The sequence below is a fragment of the Streptomyces sp. BB1-1-1 genome (genome assembly GCF_031597775.1).
Taxonomy (GTDB): Bacteria; Actinomycetota; Actinomycetes; order Streptomycetales; family Streptomycetaceae; genus Streptomyces; species Streptomyces thinghirensis.
The window spans coordinates 4,777,757-4,798,805 of record NZ_CP134203.1; the positions used below are offsets into that span (position 1 = coordinate 4,777,757).

A 21,049-nucleotide genomic window follows, 5' to 3' on the forward strand; every position below is an offset into this window, starting at 1 on the left:
CGCCGGTGCCGGGCGGAGGCCGTATCCCCTGTGTTCCGGGGCGTGGGTCAGGTGCGGTTGGCGCTCGACGGGCCGAAGAACTCGATCTCCGCGATGGCCACCTGCTTCTTCGCGGAGGCCGCGTGGGCCGACTCGATGGTGAAGCGGACCTTGGTGACCTCGCCGACGCGGAAGGGGCGTCGCTGGCCGCCGGCGCCCTGGTCCAGGGTGAGGTCGCGGGTCGTGGTCCTGCCGTCCTTCGTCGTGATCGTCGCCTTCACCCGGTGCGGCAGGGCCGACTTGTTGAGCTGGTCGGGCTTGGTGGAGGTGCCCGGGGTGATGATCAGGTCCAGCAGACGGGTCGGCTCGGTGAAACTGACCTCGATCCACTCGCCCTGGCCGGACTGCGAGATGCCCGGGCCCCACCAGGTGTTGCTGAGCTTGTCGATGAGGAACTCCGGCTTGTGGCCGGTGAAGGAGCGCGAGGCCGTGATCCGGTCCGGAGAGACCGGGGCGCGCTTGGCGAAGTGGTCGCGGGTGGCCTGGACGCCGTCGGGGATGTAGACGAAGCCGAGGACCACCAGGGTGATGACGACCAGGACGGTGATCCAGGTGCCGATGCGGTCGAAGACGCGGCGGAGGCGGGGGCGGTCGCCGGCCCAGGGGGTCTCGCCGCGCCGGCCGCCGAAGAGACGGCGCCACCAGGGGGCGGGCGCGGTGGTGTCCTCGCCGGTGCGGTCCAGGGGCATCGCACAGCGCGCGCAGTAGTGGCGGTCGGGGCGGTTGGGGGTGGAACACCACGGGCACGGCGGGCCGTTGGCGATGTCCGGCTGGTGGGCGGGGGCGCGGACCTGCGGCCGGTCCGCGTCGGGGCGGCCGGGCAGCACGGGGGCGACGGCGGGGGGCGGGGTCGGGCCGTGGGCCTCCGGGTCCGCGACGGGGACGAGGAGGGAGCGGGCGCGGTCGGACATCGTGTCGGTGAGGGCGTTCGGGGGTGGGGCGGACGCCATTGGGGTGGTGGGGGCGGTCTCGTCCGTGTCGGGGGTGCGGGGGCCTCCGGCGGTGCGGGGGGCTCCGGCGGTGCGGGTAGCTTCGGGCGTGCGGGGGGCTCCGGCGGTGTTGGAGTCTCCGGTGTTGTGGGCGTCTCCGGCGTTGTGGGCATCTCCGGCGTTGCGGGCGTCTCCGGTGGTGCCGGAGTTTCCGGTGCCGGAGTCTCCGGTGCTTGTGCTTCCGGTGGGGCCAGTGCGTCCACTGGGGTCCGTGTCTCCGGCGGTCCCGGTGCTTCGGGCGGTGCTCGTGCTTCCGCCAGCCCCCGGGCCTCCGGAGGTGCTTGCGCTTCCGGTGGTGCCCGTCGGCCCGGTCGTTCCGGTGCCGCCGCTGGGAGAACCGGCAGTGCCGGAGGGCGCGGCGGAGCCCGCGGAACGGGCGGCACCTGTGGCGGCCCTCGCGCCCGCGGTGCCGGCGACGCCCGCTGCACCTGCGGCACCTGCGGCACCTGCCGCGCCTGCCGCCCCCGGCATGCTCCCGCCCCCGGCCGCGTCCGTCGGGTGGCGTGGGTGGGGTACCACCGGGGTCTCCTCGGTGTCGTCGTCGTCCGGGGCGCCGGTGGTGGGCGTCGTGCGGCCGGTTCGGGCGGGGGGCACGCCCGTGCCGCCGGGGCCGGGGCGGGCGAAGGCGTCCCAGCCGGGGCCCTGGTCGGGCGAGGAGGCCGCGGGCTGCGGGGTGCGGGTGCCGGCCTGGTCCCAGCGGAGTACGGCACCGCACGCGTCGCAGAAGGACTGGCCCGGTTCCGCGCGGGTTCCGCACTCGGCGCAGTTCTGCGTGGTCATCTCTCCGGGGTCCTTTCGGAGGCGGTCACTTCGACCGTGTAGGGCATGTGGGCGGGGCGGGCGGCGGCCACGAGGGTGTCCAGGCGATGGGTGTCGGCCGGGGACGGGTCGGGCAGCCGCAGGGCGACGTGGAGGTGGGGGCGCGGGGTGCCGGGGAACGGGCCGATCGGGCGGGCGTTCCAGTCGGCGCCGCCGCTCTCGGTGATGTCGGGCTCGACGCCGAACGCCAGCCGTACCGCCTCGGACAGCCCGCGCCGGGTGCCGCGTACGCGGTGCAGGCGGGCGGCGGCGGCGACGGCGGCGCGCAGCCGGTCCTCGGGTTCGGTGCCGTCGGTCTCGGCGCCGACCCAGGAGCCGAGCCACTGGGCGAAGTCGGCCGGGGTGAGGGCCGGGTCGAAGTAGGTGTCCAGGCAGTCGAGGACGTTGAGGATCGGGGCGATGACGTCGTCGAGGCCGCCGACGAAGCGCTGGGCGAGGTCGTCGTCGGCGAAGACGGCCGGCAGCATCGAGGCGATGGGCAGCGAGGAGCCGAGACCGTCGACGGAACCCCGGTGGGACGCGGCCGTCACGTGCCGTCCCCGATCACTCGGACCCGGTGGTCGAAGGAGAAGACCAGGGACGGGGGTTCGAGGTCGATGCGGTCGGTGGGGTCCCCGCGCTTGCCGGTGAGGGGGTCGGCGGGGTGCAGGACGACGTCGTCGACGAGTTCCACGCCGGGGACGCGCTGCAGCACGGCGAAGACCTCGCCGGTCTGCACGGGGCGGCCGAAGGGCCAGCCCTTGCCGTCCGCGCCGCCGGTGAGCGGGTCGAGGTGGCGGTAGAGCGCGTCGTGGGCCTGGCGGCGTACGCGGTCGGTGTCGACGCCGCGGAAGGCGTGGACCGTGGCGACGACGGTGACGCCCTGGTAGTAGGGCGGGCCGACGGCCAGGCGGGTGCCGATGAGGCGGCGTTCGTCGAGGTGGCGGGTGATGCGGCCCAGGAGGGCGTCGCCGGGGACGAGTTGTTCGAAGCGGAGCCGGCCGCCGGGGTCGGGGACGGCCTGGGGGACGACCAGGACGCGGACGGCGTAGGCACCGTGCTCGCCCTCCTTGCCCTCCAGGCAGGTGATGCGGGCGGTCTCGGGGGCGGCGCGGCGGGCGAGTTCCTCGTAGTCGCGCAGGGTGACGGCGCGTTCCTGGGCGCGCAGGGTGATCGGCGCCCGGAGCTTCGCCTCCTCGACCGTCTCGCCGTCGACGCCGCCGCGGGCGGCCTCGCGGTTGACGACCTCGGAGACGTACGGGATGGACGTGCGCAGCACCTGTACGGCGCCGCGGGCCACGTTGCCGGCCCGGCCCCCGCCGGTGCGGTAGCGGCGGGCGCGGATGACGGCGCCCTTGGGGGCGACGGTGCCGTACTGGCGCAGGGTGCCGTCGGGTTCGCGGACGGCGGGGCCGAAGGCGATCTGGCCGGTGGCGGCGTCGAGGGTGATGTGGTGGTCGTCGGGGCCGGAGCCCGCGAAGTGCGGGACGACCTGCCAGTCCTGCCAGCCGTCGCCGGCGGCGGTCTGGAGGAGGACGGGCGGGTCGTCGGCGACGACGGGGGCGTGTTCGAGCCGCAGCCGCTGGCCGGGCAGGCCGGTGGACTCGCCGAGGGCCTCGTCGTGGACGGTCTCGGCGTGGACGGTGCCGGTGGTGCCGCCGATGGTGTACGCCTCGGCGGAGTGGATGGTCGGCGAGGTCGTGTAGAACGGCTGGCCGGGCAGCGGCTCGGTGACCCGGCAGCGGATCCAGCCGGCCTCGTGGCCGCCGTTGCGGGACAGGACGTGGCCGCCGGGTATGTGGAGCACGATGTCGCCGGGCCGGTTGAGGCCGCCGGTGCCGTCCCGGTCGACCTCGCAGGGCTGCCAGCCGTCCTCGGTCCAGGCCTCCCAGGCCAGGGGCGGCTGCCGGGGGTCGACGCCGACACCGTCGACGCGGCTGTCGAGTTCCAGGGCGAGCGCGCAGTGCGGGGTGGCGTTGGTGAGGCCGATGAGCATGCAGTCGCCGGGGGCCGGGGCCTCCGAGAAGCACAGCAGGTCCTTGCCCTCGGCCAGGTCCGTGGTCCGGTCGGTGACGGCTTCGCCGCTGTGCTGCACCACCAGGCGGCCGAGTTCGCACGGTACGACGGTCAGGTCGCGCTCGGTGGCGAACACGACGGCCTCGTCCCGTTCGGTGCGCAGGGTGGCGACCTCGGTGCCGACCGGGACCAGGATCGCGTCCTCCTGCGGCGCGGACAGCCAGAAGGTGACGTCCGTGCGGGCGGCGGACGGCGGGAAGAGGGTGATGCCGACCAGGTCGAGGAAGGCGAGATGGTTCTTCTCCGGGACCCGGTTGAGCCGGTAGACGATCTGGTCGGCCATGTGGGCGACCGTCTCGACGAGGGTGACGCCGGGGTCGGAGACGTTGTGGTCGGTCCACTCCGGGGCGCGCTGCTGGATGTAGCGCTTGGCGTCGTCGACGAACTGCTGGAAGCGGCGGTCATCGAGGTTGGGGGAGGGCAGGGACATCAGCGATCGCTTTCGGGAGAGCCCGCCGGGCCCGCGGGGCCGGCCGTACCGTCGGGGAGGTCCGGCTCGTCGTGGGAGGGGATGACGTAGAACGGGAAGACCAGGCTGCGCGGGTTGTTGGTGCCGCGGATCGAGTAGCGGACGTCGATGTAGAGGACGCTCTGGTCGTCACCGGCGGTGACCTCGACCTCGTGGACCTCGATGCGCGGCTCCCAGCGGTCCAGGCTGGTGTACACCTCGTGCTGGATCCGCCCGGCGGTCTGCTCGTTGACCGGGGCGAAGACGAGATCGTGGATGGCGCAGCCGAACTCGGGCCGCATCGGCCGCTCGCCCGGGGCGGTGGCCAGGACCAGCTGCATGGCCTCCTCGATCTCCCGCTCGCCGCTGACCAGGGCGATGCCGCCGGTGGGCCCGATGCGCAGGGGGAACGACCAGCCGGAGCCGACGAACTGTTCGGCCATCAGGGGGCCTCCTGCCTTTCCCGTTTCCTTGTGCCGGCGAACCCTGTGAACCCAGGGCGTCGGCGCGGTCGTCCGGTCATCCGAAGGGGTACTTGATCTCGTTGACGAAGAAGCCGCCGTACAGGTCGAGCTTGGCGCCGGTGATCTTCGTGTTGGCCGCAGTGATCGTCGCCAGGCCCGTGGCGGTGAGGGTCGCGGCGCCGGTCGACGTCAGGTTCAGGGCGCCGCCCAGCGCGTTCACCGCGACCACGCCGCCGAGCGACTTGAGGTTGACGATGCCCTTGCCCTCCAGGGTGAGCGGTCCGCCACTCCTGATCGTCACCGACCGGCGGCCTTCGAGCGTGAGGTTCATGCCCGCCTCCACCGACACCGAGCGGCTGCCGGTGATGCTGACCGAGCCCGCGCTGTCGACGGTGATCTCGGTCTTGGTGCGGTCGAGGTTGATGGTCAGCCTGTCGTTCCCGCTGGCGATCCGGACGCCCTGTTTGCGTCCACCGGTCCGCTGGCTGAGCAGGTCGACGCGGTTGCCCTGGCGGTCGGACAGGGTGTGCCGGACGGCCTTCTTCTTCAGGCCGTCGTGCAGCGGCACGTCGACCTTGGTCGGCAGGTCCCGGCCGTTGTAGAGCCCGCCGATCACGAACGGGTGGTCCAGCGCCCCCCGGTCGAAGGCCACCAGCACCTCGTCGCCGACGTCCATGGGGAAGACGCCGCCGCCGCCCACGCCGCCCAGCTGCACGCTGCGCGCCCAGTCGCTGACGTAGGTGTCGTCCAGCCACGGGAACTGAAGCTTGACCCTGCCCTGCTTGAGCGGGTCCTGTACGTCGGTGACGATGGCGTTGGCGACGCTGGGCAGCCGGGCCGCGCTCGCGGGGTCCGCGCCACCGCCGCCGCCCGAGGCCAGCCCGTACAGGGAACGCCACTGGCGTCCGCTGACCGTGATCCAGGACTGGTAGCCCTCGCTGTCGCCGAAGTGGTGGCGTACGGAGGTGACGGTGTACTTGCCCTCGAAGGGCTTGCCGACGTCGCTGAGCGCCACGGGCACGCCGGGCCGCAGGTCGGGGCTGCCCTTCACCGCGACCTCCAGTTCGGCGAAGGAGGACGTGACGTCGGCGGCGAGGGACTGCGCCGCGTGCCGGACCTCGTCCTGCTTGTCGTAGGGGTTGGCGGTCTCGACGAGCTTGGCGGCCTTGAACTTGCCGGCGGCCTCGCCCGGTGTGGAGCCGATGGTGACGCCCGGGTCGGTCTTCGCGGGCGCGAGCTCGGTGATCTTCTTCTTGGTGGTGACGTTCCAGCCGCGCGACTCGACCTTGCCGACCTGGTCGGCGGCGGTCACCGCGGCCCGCAGCCGCATGATGTCGTGGCGGGCCTGGAGGACGAAGGCGCTCTTGTCGCCGTCCGTCTTCGGGGAGGGCGCGCCGGCCGACGGGTTCGGCTTGACGAACCGGAACTTCCCCTTGGCGTCCACGGACATCACCATGTTGTTCTCGTCGGCGAGCCGGGCGAGGAAGTCCCAGTCGGTGACGTTGGACTGGCTGATGAACCCGTACGCGCCCTTCGTCGGCTGGATCCGGCCGATGGACAGGCCGTCCATGGCGGCGAGTTTGCGGGCGATGTCGGAGGCCTTCTGGTTGCGGTACGCGGCCACCCGGCGCTGGCGCATCATGCGGTGCCCGAAGTCGTAGCCGCGGATCACGGTGTAGCTGCCGGTGCCGTCGTAGTCGGCCTCCATGGCGGTGACCTCGCCGGTCAGCAGGGGTTTGCCGACGCCCTGGCCGTCGGCCACCGGGGTGATCACCACCCGGGTGCCGAACTGCACGTTCAGCTTGCCGAGGACCAGGTGGTCGGGGTCGCGGAAGGTGAGGCGGAAGGCCGCGGGCACGCCGATGCCCTGGTCGACCCAGCCGTCGACGAGCATCAGGGCGATGTCGTCGGGCAGCTTCGCGGCGCCGATCCGGACCTGGACGATGCTGGAGAACGCGGGACGCACCATCAGTGCGGCACCTCCTCGGCGGCGGGCAGCATGAGTTCGGTGCCGGTCGGCAGGTGGGACGGGTCGTCGATGCCGTTGGCCTCGGCGATCGCCCGCCACGCGTTGGCGCTGCCGTACTCCCGCCAGGCCAGCGACTGCAGCGAGTCGCCCGCGACGACCCGGTGCACACGCTGGGCGGTGAGCGCGCCCGAGGTCGGGTTCTGCCCCCGGGTCGGGCCGGGGATCTCGACCAGGTGCACCTGGCAGGTGGCCCGGATGGGGATGCCGGTGGTGCCGAAGAGGGTGTACGACGCCTCGATGGACGCGACGTACGCGGTGAACCGGGCCGTGGAGAACGACCCCCACTCGAAGACCACCCAGGGCGGCGACGGCTGGTCCGAGGCGAGGCTCTTGGCGGTCACCTCGCAGCAGCGCAGCAGCGACTCGACCTTCTTCAGCACCGTGTTGCCGCCCGGCTTGGTGGAGGAGTCCAGGAAGATCTCCAGGGTCATCTCCCGCGGCTCGGCACCCATGAACTGCGGCTTGGCGGCCTTCCGCACGGCCGCCGTCGGCGTCGCCGTCCACTGGGTCCGCTGGGTGAGGGACAGCTGCGCCGGGTTGAACTCGAAGCCGAACGTACGCATCAGCGCACCGGGTGTGGTGGTCGTGCCGGTGGGCGGCTCGTGGATGGCGAGGTTGGCGCGTACGAGGCTCTTGCCGGCGCCCTTGCCGCTCTTTGCCATGGGTCTTCCTCTCTGCTCCGCGGCGCCGTCAGTCGGTGAAGCCGTGGTGGGTGATTTCCAGGACCTCGTTCGCCACGGCCGGGTTGCCGGGGTCGAGGCTGGGGCCCTGCCAGCTGACGGGCAGTACGTCGATCAGCCCCCAGCGGGCGACCAGCGACCCGTCCGCGCGCAGGGCGGAGATCTGCGCGGTCGGCCGCTTGATCCCCGTCTGGACGGAGGAGATCCACTTGGCGACCTTGGTCGTGTCCGGGGTGAGGGGGCGGGTCAGCCGGATGTTGGAGAAGGAGACGCGGGTGGGCAGTTGCCACACGAACCCGTTGTTGCCGCCCTCCTGGCGCTGCTCGATCTCCACCTGGGACGACAGGCCTTCGCACCCGTTCCAGTACCCGAGGCTCTCGCCGTCGATGGTGAGGGTGAACCAGATGGTGGAGCCCGGGTCCTGGCGGGGCATCGGGGGTGGGCCTTTCTGTCGGGCGGGGCAGGTGTGTCAGGTGCGTCGCGTGCGTCGGTTGCGCCGTGGGGGCCTCGTGGGGATCGGTGGGCCGGTCAGTGGCGGGGGTCGCGGAGTCTGCCGATCCGTTCGCGGTCCATGCGCAGTTCGGTGCGGACGTGGCGGGTGACGCGGCCGACGATCCGGTGCACCAGTTCGTCCAGCTGGAACTCGGTGAGCTGGCGCGGGTCGAACCCGCCGGCCGGGACCGCCGTGTACGCCGGGGGTGGGTCCCCCTGCGCCGGGGAGGCATGACTCGCCGAGTACGGCGGCGGGTTGCCGGGCGGTGACGCGCTCTGGGACTCCGGCGGACTGTAGGGGGGCGGCGGGTCGGCCGGAGCCTGCCGGGGCGTCGGGGGCAGCAGGTGGTTCAGGGCCGAGGACACGGTGGCCGCCGCATGCGCGGCCAGGGCACCGGTGGCGGTGCGGCGCCCGAAGAAGCGTTGGACGGTGGGCGCGGAGGAGGCGTCGGCGTCCGCCGCCGGTGCCGCGGGTGCGCTGACGGGGTGCGGCGGGCCGGGCGGTGACGGTGCGGGTGGTGGCGTGAGGGGGGCCACGGGGAGCGGGGTCGCGGCGGCGGTGGCACCCGCGGGGGTGGGCCGGCGCAGGGGTACGGCCTTGCTGGTCGTGGGCGTGGTCCGGGCGGAGCGCTGGACGAGGGGCGTGGACCGGAGCGCGGTGGGGGAGGGGCCGCCCGGGGCCGCCGGTAGGGGGGCGGCGGCCGTTGGGTGGGGCGTGGGGGCGAAGGGCGGGGCCGCTGGGGTGGAGGCGGTGGCCGGTGCTGTGGCCCGCTGGACCGGCGGCAGGGTACGGCCTTCGATGCGGGGGGTGTTGGGGGCCGGTGCCGGTGACGGTGACGGTGACGGTGACGCCGCGGCGAGTGACGTGGTGTCGGTCGGTGGTGCGTGGCGGGGGGCGCCGAGTGGAGAGCGGCGCGGGGTCGGCGTCGAAGGCGTGGGTGCGGACGGGGCCGGGCGGGTGTGCGGGGCGGCAGTGGGTTCCGCGGGCGGGCGTACGGCGGTGACCGGCCTGGACGAGGTGGGGGCGCCGAGCCCCGGGCGGGGCGTCGTGGCGCTGCGCTGCACCGGACGTGCGGAGTTGGGGGCGGCCGGCTTCTCGATCCCCGGCCGGGAGAGGGGCACGGCGGCCGTCGGTCCGGCGTTCCCCGGGAGCGATCGCTGTACGGGGGGTGGCGTGGAGCCGACGGGGGCGTCGCGGTGGGCCGCGGAAGTCGGGTCGGTGGCGGCCGCGTTCGGTGCCTCGGGCGGCCGGTTCGTGGAGCGTTGCACCGGGGTCGGCGCCGTGCGCGGGGTCGCGGGGGACGGGCCGGTGGGCGGGTGCGGTGCGGTGCCGGGGGCGGCCGGGACCGGGGTGTTGTGGGCGCGGCGGGCCGGTGAGGGGTGCGAAGACTGCGTGGGCGGCTGGGTGGGGCTCGGTGTCTTTGGCCGGCCGGGGGCTGTGGGCTGCCGTTGGACAGGGGGCTGCGCGCCGGTGGGGTTGGCGTGGCGGCCGGGGGCGGCGGGAGGCGATGAGGGTCGCTGCGTATCGGCCGCGCCGCCGGTGCCGGGGGAGGTGGTGGTTCCGGGTGCGTCCGGGCGGTTTCCCCTGACCGCAGGGCCGCCTGACGGCAGGTCGGTGCCGCCCGGGCGGGACGCGATGGGTGTGCCCGCGCTGCTGCCCGGGGCCGATGTCGGGTTGGTGCGGGCCGCCGCTCGCTGGACCGGGGTGCCGGGAGCCGCGGCGCGGTGGGGCGCGGCCGGTGCCCGGTCGGCGGTGGTGGAGGGGCGGTTGAGCGGAGGCATGATCCGTTGGGCCGGGGCGCCGGGCGTCGCACTGCCTCCGACCGGGGGCGCCGGGCGGTCGGCGGGCGGGGTGGCTCCTGTCGTCGACGACCCCGCCGGTGTTCGGCCGGTGCGCGAGGTGCCGGGCGCGGGAGTGCCGGTGGTGGGCTGAGCCGCTGCTCGCTGTACCGGGAGGTCGCTGGTGGCGCCGTCCGCAGTGGCGGCCGACCGACCGGTGGCGGGGGCGGCGTCGGGCGTGCGGGTGCTGCGGGGCGTGCCGGTGGAGGACTGGGGCACCGCCCGCTGCACCGGAAACTCGCCGCTCGCGCCGCTCGGTGCGGGGCCGGACCGCGGTACGGCCCGCTGCACCGGCGTGCCGGTCGTCGGGTCGGTGCCGGGTGCGGGCGTTGTCGGGGTGCCGGGCGGGGAGGGGGCGGGCCGGGGGGTGGCACGGGTGGCCGCAGCGGGGCCTGGCTGCGGTACGGCGCGCTGCGCCGGGGCGTCCGGGGCGTCCGGCGAGGAGGTCCGGCGGCCACTGCCGGGCTGGGCCCCGCGGGCGGGGCCGGTGCGGGGGGCCTGTGCGGGGCCGGGCGGCTGCACCGCGCGCTGCACCGGGGTGCCCGTTGCTGTGCCGTCGCCGGAAGCAGTGGGGGTGGAGGCCGAGTTGGTCTGTCGGGCGCCGGAGGCCGGGGCGGTGCCGGGCCGCCGCACCGGGGTGCCGGTTGCCGTGCCGTCGCCGGGAGCGGCGGGGGTGGGTGTCGGGCCGTCGCCGGAAGCGGTGGAGGTGGAGGCCGGGGTGTTGTGCCGGGCACCGGCGGTTGGGTCGGGGCCGGAGCGTGGCGCCGTGCGCTGCACCGGGGCCCCGGCTGCGGGGCGGTCGCTGGAAGCAGCGGAGGTGGAGGTCGGGGTGTTGTGCCGCGCGCCGGGGTTCGGGGCGGTGCCGGGCCGTTGCACCGGGGTGCCGGCTGCCGGGCCGCCGTTGGAGGCAGCGGAGGGGGAGGCGGCCGGGGCGGAGTCGGGACGTCGCGCCGAGCGCTGCACCGGGACCCCGGTTGCCGGGCCGCCGTCGGAGGCAGCGGAGGGGGAGGCGGCCGGGGCGGTGTGCCGGGCACCGGAGGCCGGGGCGGGGCTGGTACGTGGCGCCGTGCGCTGCACCGGGGTGCCGGTTGCTGTGCCGTCGCCGGAGGCAGTGGGTGTGGAGGCCGGGGCGGGGCCGGTACGTGGCGCCGAGCGCTGCACCGGGGTGCCGGTTGCTGTGCCGTCGCCGGAGGCAGTGGGTGTGGAGGCCGGGGTGGAGCCGGGGCGTGGCACTGAGCGCTGCACCGGGGCCCCGGTTGCCGGGCCGCCGCTGGCGGCAGCGGAGGGGGAGGCCGGGGCGGGGCTGGTACGTGGCGCCGTGCGCTGCACCGGGGTGCCGGTTGCCGTGCCGTCGCCGGAGGCAGTGGGTGTGGACGCCGGTGCGGACCCGGAACGTGGCGCCGAGCGCTGCACCGGGGTGCCGGTTGCTGTGCCGTCGCCGGCGGCAGTGGGTGTGGACGCCGGGCCGGGACCGGGGCGGAGTGTCGCGCGCTGTACCGGGAGGTCGGCCGTGGTGTCGCCCCCGGGCGCGGTGGTCGTCGGGGGGTGCTGGTGCGGGCGGGGCGTCCGTTGGGCCGGAGCGGCGGTGGCCGGGGTGCCGGTCGGCGGCGTGGGTGCGGAGGCCGGTCCGGCGCCGGACGGGCGTGCCGGGGCCGCGCCGGGTTCCCCTCGGTCACCGTCCGGCGACGAAGGTGCCGCTCCCGATGAGTCCGGCAGGGCGTTCGTGGTCCGGCGGCTCGCGGGCAGGGCCCGGCGCTGCACGGCCGCCGACCCGGACGGGGCCTTGGTCAGGGACTGCCGGGGGCGGGGCGCGGCGGACGGCACCGGTGACACGCGGACCCCGCGGGCGGCCTGGGCCGGTGTGCTCGCCGGCGCCGCGGACGACGCCGGTCCGGTGGCGCGCGTCCGCTGGACCGGCGCGGCCGGTGCCGCGGACGCGGCCCCGGGAACCGTCGAGGGCGAAGCGGCCGGACCGGGCGCGGACGGCGCCGTCGCCGCCGGTATCGCCCGCAGCGGTGCGACCGGCATCCGCTGCACCGGAGCCGCGCCGGCCGACGGCGCCGACGGCAGCGCCCGCACGGGACGTCCGGGCCCCTCGACCGGCTGCGCCGACTCGCCGAACGCGCCCGACAGCATGCCGCTGCCCGCCGCCGGGTTCAGTACCGCGGGGGACGGCGCCCCCGTGAACGACGGGTTCTGCCACGTCGGCAGCCGACCGCCGAACCCGGCGTCCGCGACTCCCGTACGCGCGTCACCCGTCGCCCGCTGGATCGGCGGCAGGCCCGTCCAGGCGGCGACGGCCACGGGGGCGGGGGCGGGTGCGGGGGCGGGCGTGCGTGACGTACTCGCCGTACTCCCGCCCGTGTCGGGGCCGCCGGCGGCCTCGGCCGGGGGCGTGTCCGCGCCCCCGCCGATGTCCCCGCCGACGCCCCCGCCGACACTTCCGCCGGCTCCGTCCCGCGCTCCGTCACGACGGCCTCGCAGCCGGTCCAGGAATCCCACCGATCAGCCCTCCGCCGCGCCACGCGTCACGAGTGACGCGATCTGGTCCGTGTACCGGCGGCGGTCCTGGTGCTCCAGATCCAGGATCGCCTCCAGGCTCCAGTGGAAGTGGTAGGCGACGTACGCGATCTCCTCGTGCAGCCGGTCGGTCGCGTACGTCACGATTCCCCCAGGCGGCTCCCGCCGAGTTCCACCTCGAAGGGCTCCGTGCAGTGCGGGCACTGAACGGCCGCGCGGGTGTGGCCCTCCGCGTTGATCTGGCGGTAGAAGTCCTGGAGGAACGCCAGGTCGGAGGCGAACATGTTCTCCACGATCCCGTCGTGCACCATCGTCAGCGTGCCCAGCCGGGTGATGACCCGGCCGAGCAGCACCACCGACAGGTACGCCGGGTTCTCCTGCACCCGCACGTCGCGGAGCGGGATCAGTTCGTCCCGCGCCGTCGACAGGCGCATCACGCCGTCCCGGTGGACCGTGCCCGAGTCGTCGACGTAGCCGCGCGGCAGTTCGAAGGGGAACTCGGTGCGCAGCTGCTGCCGCGGTGCCGCTTCGGCAGGTGTCTCCGTGGGTGCGACGGCGGGAGCCGAACGGGGGAAGTCCGCTCCCGCCGCCGCGGTCTGGGGGTCCTCGGGGGCCGCGACGGGCGCCCCGACAGCCGCGCGCCGCATTATTCGATGACCAGTTCTTCGAACACGATGGTGACCGTCTCGGTCAGCGCGGAGGTGTCGCCGGCCTTCACCGCGCTGGCGTCGATCTTGCTGCACCAGGCGTTGCGCAGGTTGTAGCGCTTGACCGGGGTGTCCTCGGAGTCCATCAGGATGATGGAGGCGTTCTTGCGGGCCGTGGACATCCGGCCGTTCATGGAATCGTTGATCCACTGGGTGAACGACGACGACTGGGTCATGCCCCGCACGACGGTGCACTGCCCGTCCTTCTTGTTGCCGGGGAGCACGGCCGTCTCGTGCTTGCCGGTGGTGCTGTTGTTCTGCGGGTACTTGATGACGTCCTGTTCGAGGGTGAGGCCGTTGACCTCGGCGAGGTACTCGACCATCACACCGTCGATCTGGAGCCCGAAGTTGTTCGCTGTGAGGGAGTCACCCGGCATCAGAGCCATGTGTTCGCTGTCCTTCTAATGATCTGGGAGAGGCGGGGGGAGAGGGGGCCGGAGAGGCGGAGGACGCGTGTCCTACTCCTCCAGCTCCCCGCTGCCGCTGGAGAACTGGGCCAGCCGGAAGATCACGAACTCGGCGGGCTTGACCGGCGCGATGCCGATCTCGCAGATGACCCGGCCGAGGTCGACCGACTCCGGCGGGTTGGTCTCCTCGTCGCACTTGACGTAGTAGGCCTCCGCCGGGCTCTGGCCGAAGAGGGCGCCGCTGCGCCACTCGTTGACCAGGAACGCCGAGACGTTGCGGCGGATGCGGGCCCAGAGGTTGTGGTCGTTCGGCTCGAACACCACCCACTGGGTGCCGATCAGGATCGACTCCTCCAGGTAGTTGAAGTACCGGCGGATGTTCAGGTAGCGCCAGGCCGGGTCGGAGGAGAGGGTGCGGGCACCCCAGACGCGGATGCCGCGGCCGGGGAAGGCGCGGATGCAGTTGACGCCGATCGGGTTGAGCAGGTCCTGCTCGCCGCGCGTGATCTGGATCTCCAGGTCGACGGCGCCGCGGACGACCTCGTTGGCGGGGGCCTTGTGGACGCCGCGCTCGGTGTCGTTGCGGGCCCAGATGCCGGCGACGTGGCCGCTCGGCGGGATCAGGCGGGACTGGCCGGACGCCGGGTCGAAGGACTTGATCCAGGGGTAGTACAGGGCCGCGTACTTGGAGTCGTAGCCGGCCGTCTCCTGGCGCCAGACGCGTATCTGACGGGCGTTCTGGCCGGGCGGCGGGTCGATGATGGCGACGCGGTCGCCCATCAGCTCGCAGTGCGCGATGAGGCCGAGCTGGACGGCCTTGACGGCCTCCAGGTCGATCGCGCCGCGCTGGTAGGCGGCCATCAGGTCGGGCACCGCGACCATGGAGATCTCGTCGATGGCCTCCAGGCCGCCGAAGCCGGTGCGGTCCGCGGAGTCGCCGAGGTAGTGGGCCGGGCCGGGGTGCGAGCTCTCGCTCTTCTCGACCGGGGCGGCGGGGGCGGCGGCCGGCGGCGCCGGCAGGGTCAGGCTCTGGTTCTCCGGGCGGGCCAGCTGCGCGGTGGGCGCGGCCTCCGTCACGGTGATGAGCTTGGAGCGCTCCTTCACCTGGGTGACGACGTAGGAGCGGTTGCCCTTCTTGGCGCTCACGTCGAACGTCTCGACCGGCTTCTCGCCGTCCTTGACGATCAGCTTGAAGCGCTCGGCGGGACCCTCGCCCTCGGGGTCGGCGACCTCGACGGACAGCGGGCCGTGCTGACCGGCGGCGTTGGCCGTAACGGCGAACGTGCCGAGCTGCTTCGGCTCGGCGGCCGGCAGCGCGGCCGGGGCGGCGGTACCCGTCACGGCGGCCGGAGTCGTCCCGTCCGAACCGGCGGCGGCGTCCTCGGCGGAGCCGCCGACGCGGACGACGTACGCGGCGCTGCCGCCGTTGTTGAAGAACCCGTAGACGGAGTGCGCGAGGTAGTACCCGTCGGTGAAGTCACCGAAGGCCGCGACGTACTGCGTCCAGTTGGTCACCAGTGTGGGCTCGTTCAGCGGGCCGGTCGGCGCGAGACCGACGAAGGCCGCCACCGAGGTGCCCACTCCCTCGATCGGGCGCGAGCCGCTGGCCACCTCCTCGACGTAGACGCCGGGCGACAGGTAGGACGGCATGCTCTGCTCTCCTCGGGGTACGAGACAGGACGCCCCTCACCCTCGCGCGCGCGTTGCTCCCCCGGAAACGCCCTGGGGTGCCGGAGTGGGGGCACCGACCTTGCCCCCGGCTGTGCCCGTTGGGGCAGGCCGGGGCGCCCGACCGCTGGTGGGAGCCCCGACACCGCCTCCGGCACCGCCTGTTGAGGAAGTCTTCGTTCAAGCTTCACCCTGTGGCCGGGCCCCGTTCATGAGTTAGCCTCCCGGCCTGGCGGGCTCCGCACCACGCCGAGCCCGTGCCGGTTCTCGACGGCCGGCGACGAGGGGACGGGGCCGACGCCTCGTCGGGCAGGGGCGTGCGATGCGGGGACGACAGGAGAAGCCCGGCCCGGACGGCGGCGTGCCGGGCCGCGCGGCGGCGGTGCCCCCGCCGGTCAGGTCCGCCGACGCGGGCAGGCCTGGTGCGCGGGAGTCGTACGGCGGACAGACAGGTCCACAGGCAGGCGGACCGGCCCCGGCGGCCGGCCCCGGGGCCGCGCTCGGCCCGCGGGAGCTGCTGGCCATCCAGGGCAGCGCCGGAAACGCCGCCGCCTCCCTCCTCATCGGCAACCGTCCCGCCCCGCGCCCGCCGGACGCCGCCGGCGGCCCGCTCGTGGTGGCGCGGGCGCCGTTGGCCCCGATCGTGGAGGAGGAGGCCGGAACAGGGGAGCGGACGGCGGCCGTCCCGGCCCCGCCGCGCCGCCGTCCGGTCCGGGGCGCCCGGCGCACCCCGCCCGTCGCCGGCCGGAGCACGGGGCCGGAGATCGCGAGACCCGGCAACGCCCCGAAGCATCCGCCGCTGGTACTGCCCCCGTATCTGACGGACATGACGTCGGCGGGCCTCTCCACCGTGTCGGGGCTGACCGGCCACCAGGCGGTGGGCCGGGCGATCGCCTCGATCCCGGGCGGGGCGGACCGCGACGTGGCCGCGGTGGAGCGGGAGCTGGCGGGGCGGCCGGAGACCTTCTACGGCCGCGGCCGGGTCTTCACCGTGCGGGGGAGCGAGGGCGCGTACGACGTCACGGTCTCCGTCCGGCCGGACCCGGCACACGCCGCGCCGGAGCCCGCCCTGTTCGAGAACCCCGACGCCGCCTCGCCCGTCCTGCCGGCGGAACGGGCGCCGGCCGACCGGGCGGCCCGGGACGACGACACGAAGGTGGACCAGCAGCACTCCTCGTCCGCCACCGTGGTGACCGACACCGCCCGCTCGAAGCAGATCGGCCTCAGCGGCTCCGGTACGGTCCTGGTCCCGACGCCCGTGCCCGGCGTCTGGGGCGGCGCGCAACTCGCGGGCGGCCTCGGGCTGCGCAGCGACCACGACGCGCACAACACCAGGACGGTGGCCGAGCCGCGCACCCTGCGCAGCTCCGGCGGCACGGTCCGGGCGCTGCGGCACGTGCGCTACACCGTGCGGATCAGACCGCAGGGCCCCTACGGCACCGCGCGGGTCGTGGAGTCCGACGGCACGCTCACCATGCGCGTGCCGCAGGAACACCTCGTGCCCCTCGGCACCCAACGGCCCGCCCCCGCCACCGGACCCGGCCTCTCCGAGGAGCAGCGCAAGGGCGTACGGCAGGCCACGTCGATGGCGGTCGTCGGCGTGGAGGACCGGGGCGCCCCGCACGCGGGCGGCGGGGGCCTGTTCGACAAGGTGAACGCCACCCTGCACCCCCAGGCGGCGCCCCCGGACTCCGCCGACCGCACCCGGCTCTACGAGGCCACCAGCGCCGCGACGATCCTCCAGGACCTGCCGCGCCTGCTGACCGGCTGGGTGGCGAGCGAGGACCTGTCGGCCGGCGCCGCCGGAGCCGAGAGCGCCTACCGGATGCGGGCCGACATCGTCTCGCTGACCCCCGCGTGGAAGGCCGGCCAGACCCAGCTGCGCACCCATCAGCAGACGCAGCACGGCATGGGCGCCTCCATGGGCAAGGGCATGAGCGGCATGGCGGGGGCCGGCCCCGCCGTCGGTTTCGGCGCTCCGGGCGCGGGGCCGTCCGTACGCCTCAAGACGATGCCCGGCGTCAGCTTCCGGCGGATGCGCTTCTCCTCGGCCGACCAGGCGGCGGCCACCCGGCAGGGTGCCGAGGTGCGCGGCACCAAGGCGCTGTACCTGGGCCGGATCCTGCTGACCGTCGAGGGCACCGGGCCCGCCGCGCCGGGGCACACCGTCACCCCCGCCGGCCGCACGGCCCGGCACACCGTCGACGCCTGGATCAGCATGCGGGCCGAGGAGGCCCGGCACCTGGGGCTGCCGCTGCCCGCCGGCACGGAAGCCGGCGAGCTGTTCACCAAGGCGGACCGTACGAAGGCCGACGGCACCCCCGAACTGAACGCCGACGGCAGCCCGCGCAAGACCGAACGCCATCTGCCGTTCGACGCGATGGGCTCCAGCGCCGCGCTCACCCACCTCGACACCCGCCCCCTGATCGAGACGCTGGAGCGGCTGTCCGCGTCCGATCCCCGGCTGGCCGGCTACCTGCCGCCGTTCGGCGAGGCCGCCACCGGCAGGGCCGCGGCGGGCGGTGCCGCGAACCGCACGGATGCCGAGGCCCAGCGGCGCAACTACCGGGAACTGCTGACCGTCCTGTCCGAGACCAACCTGCGCGCCAACAAGGACCAGTTGCTGTCCACGGGGGTGCCCGTGCGGCTGCGCCGCAAGTCCGGGCTGAGGTCGGACGACGTACAGGTCCGCGTCCGGGGCCGGATCGGCCCGGTCACCTACCTCGGCGACACCCCCGACTGGCTGGTGCGCAGCAGCGCCGGCGTGGGGTCGAGCGGTCAGACGGGTGGCATGTCCGCCCGGAAGGCGGGCGTCCAGGGCGCCGTCCAGGGGACCTTGGTCCCCGGCGCGCTGTCCGCGCAGGTGGCCGCCGAGGCGGCGGTGGAGAGCAGCCGCAGCGCCCAGGGCGGGCCGGTGACCCGTACCGACTCGCTGAACAGCGGTGACGTGTCGACCAGTACGTTCGCCACCCGGCTGTCGCTCGGCGTGCACGTCACCATGACCAGCCGGGAGCGCACCGCGAAGCGGGCCCTCACCCCCGGCCGTCCCGGACGGCACACTCCGGCGGCCGAGGTGATCGCCAGTTCGGACGACCGCACCGCCGAGGACAATCCCCTGCGCGAGCTGAGCGAGCAGGGCCAGGACGTGCGGCTGAGCGCCCCGACCGCGACCACCCTGGACGACGAGGCGTACGAGGGGCTGAACCGGCGCCGGGCCGCGGCGCGGCAGGGCCGGATCGGCAAGCTCGACGCCACCGGCATCACCGACCTGACCACCCGGCCCGCGGGTCGCGGCCTGCGGGACTGGGACTTCGTGGAGACCGTAGGGGACGCCAAGGAGATCCGCGACCTGGCCTTCATGCTGCTCGCCGAGGCCGCGCGCGGGGGCCGTACCGACAAGCCCGGCGACACCGCCTTCGAGGCGGAGGGCCTGGCGCCGCGCCTGGCGGTCGAGGACCGGTTCGGCCCGCAGGCCGTCACGGCGGCACTGCGGCAGGGCGTCAGCACGGGCTGGGTGGTGGCGGGCCTGCGCCATCCCAGGCGGCTTGCCGCGCTGGACGGCGCGGTCGGTACCCGCTTCGCCCTCACCAACCCCCGGGTACGGCACCGGAGTACCGGCGCGGGCATGGAGAACATGGCGCTCGGCGGCCACCAGGGCTCCGGACAGCGGGCGCGGACCACGAGCCGGACGTACTCGGGCAACGCCCGGGCGATGGAGACGGGCCAGGGCTGGTCGATGTGGGAGACCCCGGCCTACCGCAACACCAAGGCCTCGACCGACGCCGACAGCGCGACGCTGAGCGGCACGGTGGAACGCAACGCCGTCGCCCCGCGCAGCCGCCCGCTCTACCTCGTCCAGTGCGACCTGGCCGTCAGCATGGTCGCCGAGGTCGCCGTCAACGGCCGGGGCCCCTACACGGCGGCCAGGCAGCGGACGATCCCCGGCAGCGTCGGCCTGTGGCTCACCGGGGCCCAGCTGGCGGCGGCGGGGCTGCGCGACCCGGAGGAGCGGGCGAAGGAGCGGGAGGAAGCGCTCGCGCAGATGGGCCCGACCAGCCTGTTCGGCACGCCCGGCCCGGCGGCGGAGGACAACGGTGCCAAGGGCGACGGCACGGGCACAGGCACGGGCGAGGTCACGGGCAAGGGCAAGGGCAGGGCTCGCGAGACCGGCGCGGGAGAGGAGGAAGGCAGGGAACGGCAGCGGCAGACGGACACCGACACCCCGGCGGCCCCCACGCCCCTGCCCCCGCACGCCGAGGGCATGCCCATCGGCTTCGGCCTGATCGACGAACTGCCCGACTTCGTACCCCTCCTGAAGCGGCTGCGCTCGGCCGTGAAGGACCGGACCCTGGCGGAGGACCTGCTGCCCTCGCACCGGCTCGACGACCGCTTCGACAACGTGCAACGGCTGCTGCGCGTCCTGGACCGGGCCGGCGCCACCGGTCTGCTCGCCGGGGCCATGGACGGCGGCGTGCCCGTGGAACTGCTGCGCAACAGCAGTCGGCCCGGCCGCCGTGCCAAGCCGTACCTGGCCGTGTTCCACATCCGGCGGACCGGTGCCGGTGAGATCGTCGGGCCGTCGGGCGGCGACCGCGAGATGGAGTACGCGACCGTGGCGGCCGCGCAGCGCACGAGGACCCACCAGGAGAGCCGCTCCGACGGCGTGGGCCTCGTGCTCACCGGCTCCGAGGCGTCCGGGGAGGCGGCCGCCGACCGCAGCGCCGGGGTCCTCGGACCGGCGGCCGGCCGTTCCGAGGCCACCAGCCGGGCCGTCGCCGAGCGCGGACAGACCGGGCTGCGGGCCATCGTGGGCGAGGCGCCCTCGGTGAAGGTGCGCGTCCCGGTCACGGCCGAGCTGGAACTGCGGTCCGCCGACGGGCAGGTGGTCAGCGTCGACATCCGCGGCGCCCTGGTGCACCGCGCCCTGGAGAAGGACCTGGCGGCCCTGGCCAACGTGACCCCGGTACCCGAGGAGCGCCTCCCGGGACGGCGGCCGGAGATCGCGCCGGGCGGAAGCGGCGCCCACCCGGCCGCGCTGGGCACGTGGCGGGCGGCGGGGGCGAGGCTGCCGATGGAGGCGCAGGCCGACGGATTCCGGGGCGCGCCGCAGGTGCGGGCGCTGATCGGCCGGGCGATGGCGAGCGCCGACGCGGGCACCGGCCTCGGCACGGGGAGCGCCGCGCACTACGCGCACGGCGAGGCGGTCTCCACCGAGTGGCTGCTGGCCGCCCTGCCGCTCCTGGTGTCCGCCGGTGCCGAGCTGCCGCCGGTGCACATCTCCGGCGCCGAGGGCCGCGACGTCGACTGCGAGCTGCACGCGCGGCTGCTCGACGCCCGGCCGCTGGGCGAGAGCGAGGCGATGACCTTCGAGACGGTGGCCCAGAGCGGCCCGGAGGGCCCCCGTCCCGCGGGCGTGGAGCACCGGCAGGCGGCGCGGCACGGTCGTTCGGCGGGCTTCTCGGGCGGCGGCGGGCCGGTGCGGGTCGAGCAGTCCGGCCTGACCAACGCGCCCGGCGGCGTCGGCAGCGAGGGCGGCGCGGCCGGCACGGTGGGCAACGCGGCGGGCACGGTCCCGCTCCAGAAGCCCAAGGAGACCTCGGCGCTCGTGCAGTTCACCCTGGAGTTCCGGGCCGTGGCGCGGGTGCGGCGCCGGCACACGCACGGGGTGCGGGGCGCGGAGGCCGTCGGTGTCCGGGACGGCGTGCTGCCCATCCCGGTGGTGATCCGGATGCCGGCGTCCGAGGCACGGCGGTTCGCCGGAGACGGGTAGGGCCGGTCGGCGGGACCGGTCGGCGATTCCCGTCGCCCGCCCGGACTGCCCGCGAAGCTGCCCTCGCGGACCTGCCGGAGGCGGGGGTGCTCCGGTAAGGCTGGGTGGTCAACCGTCCGGTGT

The 21,049-nt window shown here is 75.1% G+C and carries 13 protein-coding genes; 1 reads left to right on the forward strand and 12 read right to left on the reverse strand.

Annotated features, from left to right (window positions below; genetic code table 11):
* Positions 1-47 precede the first annotated feature (47 nt).
* The 12 genes from RI578_RS22050 to RI578_RS22105 form a co-directional block, all read right to left on the reverse strand.
* Positions 48-1,808 (reverse strand): NADase-type glycan-binding domain-containing protein, encoded by a 1,761-nt coding sequence (locus RI578_RS22050; protein ID WP_310872665.1) that lies wholly within the window; start codon positions 1,806-1,808, stop codon positions 48-50.
* Positions 1,805-2,314 carry a phage tail protein gene (locus RI578_RS22055; protein WP_310875829.1) on the reverse strand — a complete coding sequence of 170 codons (510 nt, stop codon included), beginning with the start codon at positions 2,312-2,314 and terminating at the stop codon, positions 1,805-1,807. The genes RI578_RS22050 and RI578_RS22055 overlap by 4 nt, the downstream gene beginning before the upstream one ends.
* A gap of 59 nt (positions 2,315-2,373) precedes the next feature.
* Entirely contained in the window at positions 2,374-4,332 is a 1,959-nt protein-coding gene (locus tag RI578_RS22060; protein ID WP_310872666.1) for a putative baseplate assembly protein, read from the reverse strand.
* Entirely contained in the window at positions 4,332-4,793 is a 462-nt protein-coding gene (locus tag RI578_RS22065; RefSeq protein ID WP_310872667.1) for a GPW/gp25 family protein, read from the reverse strand. The genes RI578_RS22060 and RI578_RS22065 overlap by 1 nt, the downstream gene beginning before the upstream one ends.
* A gap of 76 nt (positions 4,794-4,869) precedes the next feature.
* A complete protein-coding gene (locus RI578_RS22070; RefSeq protein WP_310872668.1) occupies positions 4,870-6,783 on the reverse strand; it encodes a VgrG-related protein in 1,914 nt (637 codons plus the stop codon).
* Entirely contained in the window at positions 6,783-7,505 is a 723-nt protein-coding gene (locus RI578_RS22075) for a LysM peptidoglycan-binding domain-containing protein (RefSeq protein WP_310872669.1), read from the reverse strand. Before RI578_RS22075 ends, RI578_RS22070 begins: the two co-directional genes overlap by 1 nt.
* A 28-nt stretch (positions 7,506-7,533) precedes the next feature.
* Positions 7,534-7,956, reverse strand: a complete 423-nt coding sequence (locus tag RI578_RS22080) for a phage tail protein (RefSeq protein WP_121747713.1) — start codon at positions 7,954-7,956, stop codon at positions 7,534-7,536.
* A 95-nt stretch (positions 7,957-8,051) separates the two neighbouring features.
* Positions 8,052-12,356 (reverse strand): hypothetical protein, encoded by a 4,305-nt coding sequence (locus RI578_RS22085; protein WP_310872670.1) that lies wholly within the window; start codon positions 12,354-12,356, stop codon positions 8,052-8,054.
* A gap of 3 nt (positions 12,357-12,359) precedes the next feature.
* The gene (locus tag RI578_RS22090) at positions 12,360-12,518 is read right to left on the reverse strand and encodes a DUF6760 family protein (protein WP_167392550.1); all 159 of its coding nucleotides are present in this window, start codon (positions 12,516-12,518) and stop codon (positions 12,360-12,362) included.
* Entirely contained in the window at positions 12,515-13,021 is a 507-nt protein-coding gene (locus RI578_RS22095) for a hypothetical protein (RefSeq protein ID WP_121747712.1), read from the reverse strand. The genes RI578_RS22090 and RI578_RS22095 overlap by 4 nt, the downstream gene beginning before the upstream one ends.
* Positions 13,021-13,467 carry a phage tail protein gene (locus RI578_RS22100; RefSeq protein WP_053133134.1) on the reverse strand — a complete coding sequence of 149 codons (447 nt, stop codon included), beginning with the start codon at positions 13,465-13,467 and terminating at the stop codon, positions 13,021-13,023. Before RI578_RS22100 ends, RI578_RS22095 begins: the two co-directional genes overlap by 1 nt.
* Positions 13,468-13,539: 72 nt before the next feature.
* A complete protein-coding gene (locus RI578_RS22105) occupies positions 13,540-15,138 on the reverse strand; it encodes a phage tail sheath subtilisin-like domain-containing protein (protein ID WP_310872671.1) in 1,599 nt (532 codons plus the stop codon).
* A gap of 340 nt (positions 15,139-15,478) precedes the next feature.
* Between RI578_RS22105 and RI578_RS22110 the strand changes: the two genes are divergently transcribed.
* Complete coding sequence (locus RI578_RS22110; RefSeq protein ID WP_310872672.1) at positions 15,479-20,926, forward strand: hypothetical protein; 5,448 nt, start codon at positions 15,479-15,481, stop codon at positions 20,924-20,926.
* The last annotated feature ends 123 nt before the right edge of the window (positions 20,927-21,049 follow it).